The organism is Flavobacterium petrolei, assembly GCF_003314435.2.
Taxonomy (GTDB): Bacteria; Bacteroidota; Bacteroidia; order Flavobacteriales; family Flavobacteriaceae; genus Flavobacterium; species Flavobacterium petrolei.
This window is the reverse complement of sequence record NZ_QNVY02000001.1, coordinates 1093555-1107295: the sequence shown is the minus strand read 5'-3', so window position 1 is coordinate 1107295 and position 13741 is coordinate 1093555. Positions and strand designations below refer to the sequence as shown.

Sequence of the window (13741 nt, the reverse complement as noted above, 5' to 3'; positions counted from 1 at the left end):
TAAAATGAAAATAAAAAAACCGCAATTAGCTTTAATTGTTGGGATACTCTGCATTTCGATTTTTCCAATATTAATTAAACTTCGGTTAACTCCCGGACTAATTTCGGCTTTTTATAGAATGGCAATTGCAGTAACCTTGCTATTGCCGTATGTCATTATTACAAAAAAATTCAAGCTTCCAACTTTCAAAGTATTAATTCCTGCTATAATTTGCGGAATTTTATTTGCCTCAGATGTTGCCGTTTGGAATATTGCCATTCAAGAATCTAGCGCTACTCAGGCTTCACTGCTTACTAATTTATCACCGCTTTGGGTGGGCATTGGTTCATTTTTATTTTTAAAAACAAAACCCGCCACTAATTTTTGGATTGGAACTCTAATCTCATTATTCGGAATGATTATGCTGGTTGGTTTTCAGTTTTTCATCGAACTTAATTTTGACACTGCATTCCTGTTAGCCGTGTTATCGGGTATTTTATATGCCATTTACTTATTAATCAGTAAAAAAGTGCTTTCTAAAGTAGACGTGCTTTCATTTATGACCATCAGCCTAATCTCTTCAAGTCTATATTTAGGAATTCTCTGCTTAATACTAGAAGAACCTTTTTCCGGATTTTCTGATGCTGGTTGGCTGGTCTTGTTGATCCAGGCAGTAGTTTGCCAACTTTTAGCATGGTTATCGCTCAGTTATGCCACACAACACATGCGAGCTACAAGAGTATCTTTGAGTTTGCTCGGTCAAGCCGTTTTGACTGCTATTTTAGCTTGGTTATTTTTAGATGAAATAATTACACTGCAAATGATTATCGGAGGAATTATTTTACTTTTGGGAATCCGAATTACCTTTTATTCAAAAACAATTTCAATGAAAAAAATTTTTCAAAAACAGTAAAAGGTTAAAATAAAAACCTCAATTATTATCAAAATAAAATAAAAATGGAACTTAAAGTAATTGCTTTTGACGCCGATGATACCTTATGGATTAACGAAACGTATTTTGATGAAACCGAGAAGAAATTCTGTGGTTTAATGGAAGATTATTTGTCACATCAGGGAATTTCTAAAGAACTTTTTAAAGTCGAAATCGATAATTTAAAATTATACGGTTACGGAATCAAAGGCTACATTCTATCGATGATTGAAGCGGCTATGACTATTTCGAACAATACTCTTCCTATAGAAATCATCGAAAAAATCATTCAATACGGGAAAGAATTGCTGGAGAAACCTATTGTTTTACTGGAAGGTGTCGAAGAAACTTTAGAAGCTTTACATGGAAAATACAAATTAGTGGTTGCCACCAAAGGCGATTTATTAGACCAGCGACGTAAATTACACAATTCAGGTTTAGGTCATTATTTTCACCATATCGAAGTGATGTCAGACAAACAGGAAATTGATTATTCTGATTTAATAAAACGATTGGAAATACAACCTTCCGAATTTTTTATGATTGGTAATTCATTAAAATCGGATGTTTTACCCGTTTTAGCAATTGGCGGACATGCCGTTCATATTCCGTTTCATACGACTTGGGCACACGAAAAGATTGATCATAAAGTAGAGCACGAAAACTTCAGCGCTTTTGAAAAAATCACTGAAGTGCTACAAAAACTAAAATATTAAAGCCTATTTCTAACCTCTTTAATTAATATCGCTAGTATTAACAATGAAATAACCACAATTTTAACGTTAATATTTTTATACAATCTATAAAATAAATTGCTAAATGTTGCCAATAGCATTGATTCGCAGCTAATTTATAGAATTAAAACTAATTCTTACATAATTAACGGTTTAAGTTTTCATATCCTTGATTATGTTGTACTTTTGCATAAAATTTTAAAAAAAATAATGATGAAAAAAATCATACTTACGTTAGTTTTTGCTTCTGCAATGACAACTTTAAGTGCTCAAACTGAGACTGAAAAAACCACAGAAAACGACTATAACAAATGGTCTATTGAATTAGCAGGTGGTGTTAACAAAACACAAAGACCTATGACTGCTGGTTACTTTACATCTACACCAAGTCCTTATGTGGCTGATCTAGGAGTAAGATACATGTTTAATAATAAATTCGGTTTGAAAGCGGATTTTGGTTACAACAGTTTTGAAGGAAAAAACAATTCAGTTGATTTTGACACTAAATATTACAGAGCAGACATTCAAGCTGTGGCTAACTTAGGAAGAATCATGAATTTTGAAACTTGGACAAACACACTAGGTTTATTAGGTCATGCTGGTTTTGGTTTAGCTCAACTAGAAGATCAAAATTCTGCTTTGAAAGACAGAATGGGTAATTTCATGGCGGGTGTAACTGGTCAAATTAAATTATCTAACAGAATTGCTTTAACTGGAGATTTTACAACAATCTTAAATGCATCTCAAGATGCTGCTTTTGATGCTGCAAGTACTCCTGGTGCAAGAGGTTTTTCTGGAATTCTTTTTAATGGTACTGTAGGTGTAACTGTTTACTTAGGTAAAAACGAAAAACATGCTGACTGGGTAATTGATAATGGAAACGAAATCGATGCGATGAAAAAACAAATCGCTGATATCGAAACTTCAATGTTAGATACTGATAAAGATGGCGTTGCTGATTATTTAGATCAAGAACCAAACACTATTTCTGGTGTAATGGTTGATACTAAAGGAAAATCAATTGATTTAAACAACAATAATGTTCCTGACGAATTAGAAAGTTATTTATTGAAAACTTACGGAAGTAATACTGATAAATCTGCTATCTTAAGTAACAATGAATTGATTAGAAACTTAATCAATGGTGGTTATGTTGCTACTTATTTTGATTTCAACAAATCAACTCCAACAAATGTTTCTACTGAAGGTACTGATTTTATCTTAACGTATTTAAGAAATAATCCTACTGCTTCAGTTGATATTATTGGTCATGCTGACGAATTAGGAAGATCAGAATACAATGATAAATTGTCTACTGCTAGAGCAAACAGCGTTAAAAATGTATTAGTGAAAGCTAACGTTGACGCTTCAAGATTAAATGTAGTTGCAGCAGGTGAAGATTCTTCAGTTGAAAAAGATTCAGATGCAGCAAGAAAATTAGTTAGAAGAGTTACTTTCAGAGTAAAATAATTCTCCCTTAATATTCTCAAAAACCCTAAAGGAAATTTCTTTTAGGGTTTTTTTATGCCTTCTTATCCCGTCGAAAAACATTTTTCAGAAATCAATAAAAATAAAAGTTCCTCAAGAATGAATTTCTGATTAAGAAGATTAGCAGTACTTTTGAAAAACAAATAAAATTACGCATTTTGAAAACCCTTTTAGATATAGAAAATTGGCCTAGAAAAGAACATTTCCATTTTTTCAGACAATTTGAAGAACCATTCTTTGGTGCGACCGTAGATATAGATTGTACCAAAGCTTACGCAAATGCAAAAACACTGAACGCTTCTTTTTTTAGTTATTATTTACATAAAACATTAGTAGCAGTGAATACGATTGAATCGTTTCGCTATCGAATTTCTGATGACCAAATATATATTTGTGACCAAGTAAATGCCTCGGCAACTATTGGTCGGGAAGATGGTACATTTGGTTTTTCTTTGATTGAATACAATCCAGATTTTACTGTTTTTGCAACAAATACTTCAAATGAAATTGAACGTATTCAGTCCACAACCGGACTTTTTACCCGAACATTTAATGACGACAATGTCATTCACTTTTCGGCGATTCCGTGGCTCGACTTCACCTCATTATCGCATGCCAGAAGTTATACTTTTCCAGATAGCTGTCCGAAGATTTCGTTTGGAAAAATGAAAATTGCTGACAATGGAAAAAGAACCATTGCAATGTCTGTACATGTGCATCACGGATTAATGGATGGTTTTCATCTCGGACAATTTGTGGATTGTTTCCAAGAATTGATGAACCAATAAAGGCATCCAATTTTTGTTTAAAAAAAAGTCCCGGTTTGCAGTTTAATTATACTGCAAACCGGGACTTAACAATTAGAAACTATTTTTACTTTCCTAAAAGCATTATTTCGTTTACCACTACTTCCGTGATATACCGCTTTTCTCCGTTTTTATCATCATAACTTCTATGTGTCAGTTTTCCTTCAATTGCAACTTCCTTTCCTTTGGTAACATACTTTTCAATGATTTCAGCAGTTTTTCCCCAAGCCACCAATTTATGCCATTGGGTTTCTTCTACTTTTTCTCCTTTGTCGTTTTTGTAACTTTCATTTGTTGCTAATGTGAAATTGGCTAGTTTTTTCCCACCGTCAAATGATTTGATTTCTGGATCATTCCCAACGTGTCCGATTAACTGTACTTTGTTTCTTAATGTACTCATGGCGTATAATATTTAAATGTTAGTATATGTTTTGTTGAATTGCTATTTCAAATCAACACTGCAAAGATGCGATGACAATCAAAAACTATTCGGTTACTAACTATTTACTTTCGGTTGTAACTATTTGTAAGCGTTTGTAAATGGGAAAAAATCGTTATATTTGATAAAAATAAAATTTTTATGCAGGCCAAAATTAACAAAGTAGAGTTACGAAATCTGAAATTTGATGACTATAAAGAGTTAAAAAACTCAATGGTAGAATCGTATCCGGAAATGGTAGGTTCCTACTGGAGAGAACATCATATTGAAAAATTATTAAGCATTTTTCCAGAAGGTCAACTGGTAATTTTGGTAGATGGAAAAGTAGTTGGCTCTGCTTTGTCTCTAATTGTTGACGAAAGTTTAGTAGACAAAAACCACAATTACTCTGACATAACCGGAAAATATACCTTCTCTACCCACAACCCAAAAGGAGATGTGTTATACGGAATAGATGTTTTTATTCATCCAAATTATAGAGGACTGCGCCTTGGAAGACGATTGTACGACGCAAGAAAAGAATTGTGTGAACAATTGAATTTGAAAGCTATTGTTTTTGCAGGAAGAATTCCTAATTATGGACAACATGCAGAAACATTGACTCCAAAAAATTACATCGAAAAAGTAAAAAGAAAAGAGTTGCATGACCCTGTGCTTTCTTTTCAGTTGAGTAATGATTTTCACGTAATTCGGGTAATGAAAAACTATTTGGAAGGCGATTCAGATTCCAAAGAATTTGCCGTTTTACTGGAATGGAATAATATTTATTACGATGAAAGTCCCAAACTAATAAACCTCGCAAAAAGTGTCATACGATTAGGTCTCGTTCAATGGCAAATGCGTCAATTGAATAATCTGGAAGCTTTATTCGAACAATGCGAATTTTTTGTTGATGTTGTTTCAGGATACGGCAGTGATTTTGCTTTATTTCCGGAACTATTCACCGCTCCCTTGATGGCAGATTACAACCATTTATCTGAGGCCGAAGCCATACGAGAGTTAGCAAAACATACGGAACCTATCCACAAACGTTTCCAGGAGCTAGCTATTTCTTACAATATCAATATCATTACAGGAAGCATGCCGTATTTAGAAAACGGCACCTTATACAATGTTGGTTTTCTCTGCAAAAGAGACGGAACTTCTGAGATGTATGCCAAAATTCATGTTACTCCAAACGAAGTTCAGCATTGGGGAATGACGGGCGGCTCACAAATTAAGACATTTGACACCGATTGCGGAAAAATTGGCATCATGATTTGTTATGATGTTGAATTTCCAGAACTTTCCAGATTAATGGCAGATGAAGGAATGAACATTTTATTTGTTCCTTTCTTAACAGATACTCAAAATGCGTATACCCGAGTCAAACACTGCGCACAAGCTAGAGCGATAGAAAACGAGTGCTACGTAGCCATTGCTGGTTGTGTAGGTAATCTTCCAAAGGTGAACAACATGGATATTCAATATGCACAATCAGCAGTGTTTACACCTTCTGATTTTGCTTTTCCAAGTAACGGAATTAAAGCCGAAGCAACTCCAAATACGGAAATGACACTGATAGTCGATGTAGATTTAGACTTACTGAAAGAACTTCACGAGCATGGAAGTGTTCGAATTCTAAAAGACCGCAGAACTGACTTATACGACATCAAAAAAATAAATCCATGAACAAAACCTGCTTAGAGTGTGGAGAAAAGATTGTGGGCCGGGAAGACAAAAAGTTTTGCAGCGACGGTTGTCGTAACGCTTTCAACAATAAAATCAACAAGGACAGTACTAATTTTATGCGCAACATCAACAACAAGTTGCGTAAAAATTACCGCATTCTATCTGAGCTAAACACCGACGGGAAATCAAAAGCCACACGAGCAAAATTGTTAAGTAAAGGTTTTGATTTTGAATTTTTTACCAATATCCTCCAGACTAAAACAGGAAACACCTACTATTTCCTCTACGACCAAGGCTATATGGTTTTAGAAAATGATTTTTATATGTTGGTCAAAAAAGACATTTAATAACGCAAATCCCCAAATCTATATAACCTATCATGAAAAAAGATTATTTTTCAATTTTTGCCGGCTTATTCATCCTAACAATTCTGGGGATAATTTATATTACGATGATGCCGCAATGGACTTCGGATGATGAAGGTTCTCTTTCTGATTTTTCAACTAAAAGAGCCTTAAACCAAGTAGAAGCAATTTCGAAACAACCTCATTTTGTAGGTTCTGCAAATCATGAAGTAGTTGCAAATTATCTCGTAAAGGAGCTAAATAAGTTAGGATTACAAACTTCTATTCAGGAAGGGTATACGCTCAGCGATTGGGGAAATCTAGTTCAGTCCAAAAATATCTTGACCCGAATAAAAGGTTCCAATAGTTCCAAAGCATTGTTATTGCTTTCCCATTATGACAGTGCACCTCACTCCTACTCTCCGGGTGCCAGCGATGCGGGTTCTGGTGTAGCAACAATATTGGAAAGTGTCCGTGCTTTTTTATACAATAAAACGCCGCATAAAAACGATATTATTATTCTGTTTTCAGATGCTGAGGAATTAGGACTGAATGGTGCTGCACTTTTTGTAACCCAACATCAGTGGGCTAAAGAAATCGGCTTAGTTTTAAATTTTGAAGCACGCGGCTCATCCGGTCCCAGCTATATGTTGATGGAAACCAACAAAGGAAATGCGGGATTAGTAAAAGAGTTCGCTTCCGCAAAAGCGACTTTTCCAGTTTCTAATTCCTTAATGTACAGCATCTATAAAATGTTACCCAACGACACTGATTTGACCGTTTTCAGGGAACAAGGCAACATTCAAGGTTATAATTTTGCTTTTATAGATGACCATTTTAACTATCACACTTCCCAAGATGACATCCATCATTTAAACAAAAACACATTAGCACATCAAGGTTCTTATTTGATGCCGTTGCTAAAATATTTCTCAAACACAGATTTAAACACAACACAAGCCGGTGAAGATTACGTCTATTTTACCATTCCCTACACCTTTATAAGTTATCCTTTCAGTTGGGTTTTACTAATGGTGATAATAGCATTAGCACTCTTTATTTTCTTATTATTTTTAGGAAAAGCCAAGAGGATTTTATCATTCCGAGAAATTACAAGAGGATTTATTCCGTTTTTTGGTTCGCTGATTGTTACTGGATTAATTTCTTTTTTTGGTTGGAAAGCATTGCTAAAACTGTATCCACAATACAATGATTTGCTCAACGGATTTACCTATAACGGACATGCTTATATTGCCGCTTTTGTGCTTTTGGCTTTGGCGATAAGCATGCTGTTTTATCATTTGTTTTCAGAACGAAAAGTAACTATCAATCATTTTGTAGCACCATTATTTATTTGGATTGTGATTAATGGAGCTCTTGCTTTTAGTTTACAAGGAGCCGGATTTTTGATTATTCCAGTATACTTTGGTCTGATTATTTTTGGTGTTTTCATTGTAACTCAAAAATCAAATAAAATTTTAAATCTTTTTTTAAGCATTCCCGCTTTGATGATCATAGCACCTTTTATCCAAATGTTCCCAATAGGTTTAGGATTGAAAGTCCTGTTTGGAAGTGCTATCCTTACGGTGCTAACTTTTGGCCTATTATTGCCGGTTTTTGGGGCTTTCGCCAAAAAGGGAATCTGGTCCATACTGCTACTTTTGCTTTCCATTGGCTTTTTTGCGAAAGCACACTCCGAATCCGGTTACGAAGCTGGCAAAGCAAAATCAAACAGTTTATTGTATATCTACAATGCCGATACGGATCAAGCAAGTTGGGCAACGTATGACACCAATCTTGATTCCTGGACCAAAGGCTATTTGGGTGAAAACCCGAAAAACGCAACCAATTTGAACGAAATTCCTTTGTTCAGCAAATACAATTCTGGTTTTACGTACGCGGCGAATGCACCTAAAAAATACCTTCAGAAACCAAGTATTGAATTTCTGGAAGACCGAATCGTAGGCAATCAACGGTATTTGAAAATAAAAATTTCCCCAAATCGAAATGTTAATCGCTATGATATTTTTGCCAATGAAAAAATGGCTCTTCACAATTTCAAAGCTAATGGCGTGACAACATTAGGCCAAAAAAATTCACTTTATCAGCGAAAAGGCAAAAAGATATTGAGTTATTATGTGGTAGGAAATGCACCTTTAGAAATGCAGTTCAGCATGAATGTTTCAACAGTTTTAGATATGGAACTGTTAGAAAGTTCATTTGATTTGTTGTCAAACCCATTATTTAAAATCACAAAAAGAGAAAACTGGATGATGCCAACCCCGTTTGTTCTGAACGATGCAGTGGTCATTAGACAAAAAATAAAAGTGAGTCCGGTTGTTGTGAATACTTTTGATACTGCTGTAACAAATCCTATTGTAAAAGATAGTTTAACAGTTGCTAAAGACAGTTTGAAAGTCAATTAATTTTTCAAAAAATGACAAAAATTAGTATTCTAGGTTGCGGTTGGTTGGGTTTTCCTTTGGCGAAAGCCTTACTTTCAAAAGGATTTTCCGTGAAAGGTTCGACAACTTCTGATGAGAAAATAGCAATATTAAAAAATGCAGAAATTACACCTTTCTTAATTGCGCTTTCAGAAAATAAAACCACTGGAAACCTAACTGAATTTCTGGAAAATTCTAAAATTCTGATTATCGATGTTCCTCCAAAACTTCGCGGCTCGGGGACCGAAAATTTTGTTTCCAAAATTAGAAATGTAATTCCGTTTATAGAAAAATCATCTGTCGAAAAAGTGCTTTTCATTAGCTCAACATCGGTTTATAATGACGACGAGATTTTTGTTACTGAAGAAACAATCCCAAAACCGGATACGGAAAGCGGCAAACAATTACTGGAAACCGAACAGCTTTTGCAAAACAACAGCCATTTCAAAACAACGATTTTACGTTTTGGCGGCTTAATTGGCGAAGACCGTCATCCAATAAAATTCTTAGCTGGCCGTGAGAATTTAGACAATCCTGATGCACCCATTAACTTAATTCATCAAGACGATTGTATTGGAATAATTCTAAAAATTATTGAAGCGGATTATTGGAATGAAACCTTCAATGCGGTGGCTCCATCACATCCTTCGCGAGAACTATACTATACTCAAAAGGCTATGGATTTGAATTTGGCTTTACCAAAGTTTAATTCTGAACAAAATTCTGGTGGAAAAATAATTTTAAGTGCTCGTATTGAAAACGTTTTAAAGTATACTTTTACGAAACCAAATTTGTAACGTGAGAACTAAAATTAAGAATGCTGTTTCGTCGAAAGTTAGCGCCATTGGATTACCTATTTTGGCATTGTGCTGGGTCAGTTTTTTTTGGGGAACCACTTGGATTGCTTCAAAAGAAGGCGTAAAACACATGCCTGCTTTACAGCTTGTCGCTATCAGGCAATTTTTGGGAGGATTCCTTTATATTTCCTATTTTTTATATAAAAAAGCGCCTTGGCCTAAGGGAAAACAATGGAAAACAATTATCATTCTAAGCATTCTTAATTTTGTTCTAAGCAACGGATTAAGCACTTGGGGAGTAAAGTATATTAGTAGTGGTTTAGGAGCAATAATTGGCGCGTGCGTCCCTTTATGGATTGTGATCATTACTTTTTTCAGAGGCGAACGATTGTCCAGATTATCAGTTACGGGTTTGATTATCAGTTTTAGTGGCGTTTGCGTTATTTTTTACGACCATTTGAGTGATTTTTTGATTCCAAATTTCAGATTCGGAATAATTATTTCCATAATTTCTACATTGACATGGGCTTTTGGAACGTTGTACACGAAGAAGAAAGCGGCAACTTTTAATCCTTATTTTAGCTTAGGAATACAAATGTTCTTGTCCAGTATTTTAGTTTTTGCCTATACCGGCGCAACTGGAATATCTGTAAGTTTAAGTGAAATACCTGCGATTTCGTGGTGGTCTATTGGGTATTTAGTTGTTTTTGGTTCCATCCTTACTTTCATCGCCTTTATCTATGCACTTCAAAATCTTCCTGCTGAAATTAGCAGTGTTTATTCCTATATTAATCCCATTATTGCTGTGCTTCTGGGTGCTGTTATTTTTGGCGAAGTGCTTAATGCAGCCATTGCAATAGGCGGAAGCGTTACATTGTTTGGATTGTACTTAGTGAATTATTCATTGAGAAAAACACGAAAATGAGACAATTCTCTCAGAACTGATAGCAACAAATAAAAAACTAAAATTCATTTTTACAAATAGATAGCACCAAATTTTAGCCCCCTAAATCAAATTATATGTCTCTAGAAATTTTATTGGTAGATGACCACATTATGATAACTGACTGTTACAAAATGGCTTTAACAGATTTAGAAATAAGCACACGAATTACATCTGCTAATTCGCTAGAAAATGCCTATAAATTCATTTTTGATAATGGTCCAGATGTACGCATCGATTTAGTAATACTAGATTTAAGCATGCCTGAATACCCCGAAAAAAACATAGAAAATGGAGAAGATTTAGCAAAATTAATTCGAGTAAGACATCCTAAAACTAAAATTATTTTTATCACAGGTTATTGCAACATTATAAGATTAAATAGCATTATACATGATATAAATCCAGAAGGTTTGATTGAAAAATCAGATCTTGATTTTAGTTCAATCAGTATTATTTGTAATAAAATTATTGCTGGAGAAATATATAAGAGTGAAAGAGTAAAAAAAACAATTGAAGATTTTTCAACCAAAGAAATGTTTTTAGATACTATTGACAGACAGATTATAATTCTTATCAGTCAAAACACCAAAACGGTAAATATACCTGAGCTATTGAACTTGAGCTTGAGTGCTATTGAAAAAAGAAAAGCAAAAATAAAAATATATTTTGGTGTAGAAAAAGGAAGCGACGACGCTATTATTAGGAAAGCCAAAGAAATAGGATTTGTTTAAAGAATCTTTTTCCAAAACAATTTAGTCTTTAGATTGTAAAAAAAATATCCCATTCGACTGAACGAATGGGATATTTTTAGTTTTTTTTTAAAATGATTACCAGATTCTCACACGTTTTTCAGGTGCAATATACATGCCGTCAGTTGCTTGAATATCAAATGCTTTATAGAACGTATCTATGTTTTGCAAAGGAACATAAGCACGGTACATTCCTGGAGAATGCGGGTCTGTTTTCACTTGGTTTTTCAAGGCTTCATCACGCATTTTTGAACGCCAGATCGTCGACCAAGAAATAAAGAAACGTTGTTCTGGAGTATATCCGTCAATTAATCCCGGATTTCCATTTTCTTTTAAATACAATTGTAAACCATCATAAGCGGCATTTACTCCACCTAAATCTCCAATGTTCTCTCCCAATGTAAACTTACCATCTACAAAAGTTCCTGGAATTGGTTCCAAAGCGCTGTATTGAGCCGCAAGTGCACCAGTTAAAGCAGAGAATTGTTTCAAATCTTCAGCCGTCCACCAGTCTACTAGGTTTCCATCAGCATTATAACGGGAACCTGAATCATCAAAACCATGTGAAATTTCGTGACCGATAACCCCACCGATTCCACCATAATTTACCGCTTCATCCGCTTGATAATTATAAAAAGGCGGTTGCAAAATCGCTGCCGGGAATACAATTTCGTTATTTGAAGGATTGTAATAGGCATTTACCGTTTGTGGTGACATTCCCCATTTTTCTTTATCCACTGGTTTATTCAACTCGGCTAAGTTTTCCTCAAAACGCCATTTCGCCATGTTTTTTGAGTTTTCAAAATAGGTCCCACCTTCTTCCGGACTTTTAATCGTCAAGGCTGAATAGTCTTTCCATTTGTCAGGATATCCAATTTTAATTCTTGATTTATGCAATTTAGCAAGCGCGCTTACTTTTGTTTCTGCAGACATCCAAGATAAATTGTTGATTCTGTTTTCGAAAGCCAAGAAGATGTTTTTAATCATTTTCTCCGCTTTTACTTTGGCTTCAGCCGGAAATTTTTTCTCAACATATAATTTTCCTAACGCTTCTCCAACAGTTCCATTGATTGTTTGAAGTGCTCTTTCGTCACGTGGTCTCTGGCTTACAGCACCTGTTAACGTTTTTCCGTAAAACTCAAAGTTTGCGTTTTCAATTTCAGTAGACAATTGGCTTGAAGCTCTGTTCAACAAACTCCAACGCATGTATGCTTTCCAATCTTCCACTTTATTTTGTTTGAAAATAGTTTCTAGAGCGGTCATGTATTTAGGTTGTGATACGATTACGGTATCCACTTTTGTCAATCCAATTTTTGTGAAATAATTATTCCAGTTGATGGATGGAGTCAATTTACTCAATTCAGCCAATGTCATTGGGTTGTAGGACTTACGACGGTCTCTGCGTTCTACTCTGTCTAATCTTGGTTTAGACATGGCAATTTCAAGAGCCAGGATTTTATCAGCATTAGCTTTTGCAACAGCAGGCTTATCGCCCAAGTACTGCAACATTTTGGCAACGTGTAAAACATATTTAGCACGTTTCTCTTTAGAATCGGCATCTTCAGAAACATAATAATCTCTGTCTGGCAAACCTACACCTCCAGGGCCTAAGTTAATCACGTTTCTACTACTGTTTTTTGCATCAGTTCCTACACCAGCACCCATGAATCCAATACCACCGATAGGTTCCATTTCAATCAATAAAGCCTCTAAATCTTTGGCATTTTTAACCGCATCAATTTTTTTCAAGTACGGTTTCAAAGGCGCTATTCCTAACTTGTTTCTTCCTACAGTATCAAGAATAGATTTATAAAGATTAATCGCTTTTCCTTGATCTGTATTCGATTTATAGATTGGGTTTGTTGTGGCGTCTTTTAAAATTGCCAAAGCATCAGCATCTGTTCTTTGACGCAATTCGTCAAAACTACCCCAACGGGTTCTGTCAGCTGGAATCTCCGTATTGTTCAACCAAGTTCCATTCACATAGCGAAAGAAATCATTACTTGGTTTCACGTTTTTATCCATGTAATTCACATTGATTCCCGGTTCCTTAGCTGCAGGAGCGGTTTGCGCTTGACTCACCGCAAAGCCCATAATTGCGGGAATCACAAAAAGCAATTGCTTATTGCTGTTTTTCTTCATTTTTTTTAGTTATTAGTTAGTTTAACAAAGCTATTAATAAATAATTTGATTTTTAGTTAAAATCTATTATTTACGAATACATCTTTATTTGACGCAAAAACTTCTAAAAGGTTTAATCATAAAAGGCATTAATTTCATATCCTTATATTTCGAAGGAATCTATCTAAACTAAGTATTGTGTTAGGTCAAACGCATTAAAAATTGAACCACATAGAAACATAGAATTTAATTTTTGATTTAAATCTGTTCCGAACATTCGAAATTTAGGTGA

12 protein-coding genes are annotated in these 13741 nt (G+C 34.7%); 10 read left to right on the top strand and 2 right to left on the bottom strand.

Features of this window, described 5'->3' with window-relative positions:
- Positions 1–4: 4 nt before the first annotated feature.
- From DR871_RS04830 to DR871_RS04815, 4 genes are all read left to right on the top strand, one after another.
- Positions 5–892 carry a DMT family transporter gene (locus DR871_RS04830; RefSeq protein ID WP_113664608.1) on the top strand — a complete coding sequence of 296 codons (888 nt, stop codon included), beginning with the start codon at positions 5–7 and terminating at the stop codon, positions 890–892.
- 44 nt (positions 893–936) lie between these two features.
- Complete coding sequence (locus tag DR871_RS04825; RefSeq protein WP_113664609.1) at positions 937–1626, top strand: HAD family hydrolase; 690 nt, start codon at positions 937–939, stop codon at positions 1624–1626.
- A gap of 231 nt (positions 1627–1857) precedes the next feature.
- Positions 1858–3114, top strand: coding sequence for an OmpA family protein (locus DR871_RS04820; protein WP_113665439.1), 1257 nt, complete (start codon positions 1858–1860; stop codon positions 3112–3114).
- A 176-nt stretch (positions 3115–3290) separates the two neighbouring features.
- A complete protein-coding gene (locus tag DR871_RS04815; RefSeq protein ID WP_113664610.1) occupies positions 3291–3920 on the top strand; it encodes a chloramphenicol acetyltransferase in 630 nt (209 codons plus the stop codon).
- Between the two features lie 85 nt (positions 3921–4005).
- Here the strand turns inward: DR871_RS04815 and DR871_RS04810 are convergent, their stop codons facing one another.
- A complete protein-coding gene (locus tag DR871_RS04810) occupies positions 4006–4338 on the bottom strand; it encodes a single-stranded DNA-binding protein (RefSeq protein WP_113664611.1) in 333 nt (110 codons plus the stop codon).
- 180 nt (positions 4339–4518) lie between these two features.
- On the opposite strand from DR871_RS04810, the gene DR871_RS04805 reads away from it, so the two are divergent.
- The 6 genes from DR871_RS04805 (at position 4519) to DR871_RS04780 (ending at position 11310) form a co-directional block, all read left to right on the top strand.
- Positions 4519–6048: a bifunctional GNAT family N-acetyltransferase/carbon-nitrogen hydrolase family protein gene (locus tag DR871_RS04805; RefSeq protein WP_113664612.1), complete on the top strand. Its 1530-nt coding sequence runs from the start codon at positions 4519–4521 to the stop codon at positions 6046–6048.
- The gene (locus DR871_RS04800) at positions 6045–6395 is read left to right on the top strand and encodes a hypothetical protein (RefSeq protein ID WP_113635944.1); all 351 of its coding nucleotides are present in this window, start codon (positions 6045–6047) and stop codon (positions 6393–6395) included. The genes DR871_RS04805 and DR871_RS04800 overlap by 4 nt, the downstream gene beginning before the upstream one ends.
- A gap of 104 nt (positions 6396–6499) precedes the next feature.
- The gene (locus DR871_RS04795) at positions 6500–8818 is read left to right on the top strand and encodes a M28 family peptidase (protein ID WP_113665440.1); all 2319 of its coding nucleotides are present in this window, start codon (positions 6500–6502) and stop codon (positions 8816–8818) included.
- A gap of 11 nt (positions 8819–8829) precedes the next feature.
- Positions 8830–9633 (top strand): SDR family oxidoreductase, encoded by an 804-nt coding sequence (locus DR871_RS04790; RefSeq protein ID WP_113664613.1) that lies wholly within the window; start codon positions 8830–8832, stop codon positions 9631–9633.
- Position 9634: 1 nt separating this feature from the next.
- The gene (locus DR871_RS04785) at positions 9635–10558 is read left to right on the top strand and encodes a DMT family transporter (RefSeq protein WP_113664614.1); all 924 of its coding nucleotides are present in this window, start codon (positions 9635–9637) and stop codon (positions 10556–10558) included.
- Between the two features lie 95 nt (positions 10559–10653).
- Positions 10654–11310, top strand: coding sequence for a response regulator (locus tag DR871_RS04780; RefSeq protein WP_113664615.1), 657 nt, complete (start codon positions 10654–10656; stop codon positions 11308–11310).
- A gap of 96 nt (positions 11311–11406) precedes the next feature.
- Here the strand turns inward: DR871_RS04780 and DR871_RS04775 are convergent, their stop codons facing one another.
- A complete protein-coding gene (locus DR871_RS04775) occupies positions 11407–13470 on the bottom strand; it encodes a M13 family metallopeptidase (protein WP_113664616.1) in 2064 nt (687 codons plus the stop codon).
- Positions 13471–13741: the final 271 nt, after the last annotated feature.

Bases quoted from the DNA above. Each gene is read 5' to 3' on its own strand.
- DR871_RS04830 (WP_113664608.1), top strand. From the start codon at position 5: ATGAAAATAAAAAAACCGCAATTAGCTTTAATTGTTGGGATACTCTGC.
- DR871_RS04825 (WP_113664609.1), top strand. From the start codon at position 937: ATGGAACTTAAAGTAATTGCTTTTGACGCCGATGATACCTTATGGATT.
- DR871_RS04820 (WP_113665439.1), top strand. From the start codon at position 1,858: ATGAAAAAAATCATACTTACGTTAGTTTTTGCTTCTGCAATGACAACT.
- DR871_RS04810 (WP_113664611.1), bottom strand. From the start codon at position 4,338: ATGAGTACATTAAGAAACAAAGTACAGTTAATCGGACACGTTGGGAAT.
- DR871_RS04805 (WP_113664612.1), top strand. From the start codon at position 4,519: ATGCAGGCCAAAATTAACAAAGTAGAGTTACGAAATCTGAAATTTGAT.
- DR871_RS04800 (WP_113635944.1), top strand. From the start codon at position 6,045: ATGAACAAAACCTGCTTAGAGTGTGGAGAAAAGATTGTGGGCCGGGAA.
- DR871_RS04795 (WP_113665440.1), top strand. From the start codon at position 6,500: ATGATGCCGCAATGGACTTCGGATGATGAAGGTTCTCTTTCTGATTTT.
- DR871_RS04790 (WP_113664613.1), top strand. From the start codon at position 8,830: ATGACAAAAATTAGTATTCTAGGTTGCGGTTGGTTGGGTTTTCCTTTG.
- DR871_RS04780 (WP_113664615.1), top strand. From the start codon at position 10,654: ATGTCTCTAGAAATTTTATTGGTAGATGACCACATTATGATAACTGAC.
- DR871_RS04775 (WP_113664616.1), bottom strand. From the start codon at position 13,470: ATGAAGAAAAACAGCAATAAGCAATTGCTTTTTGTGATTCCCGCAATT.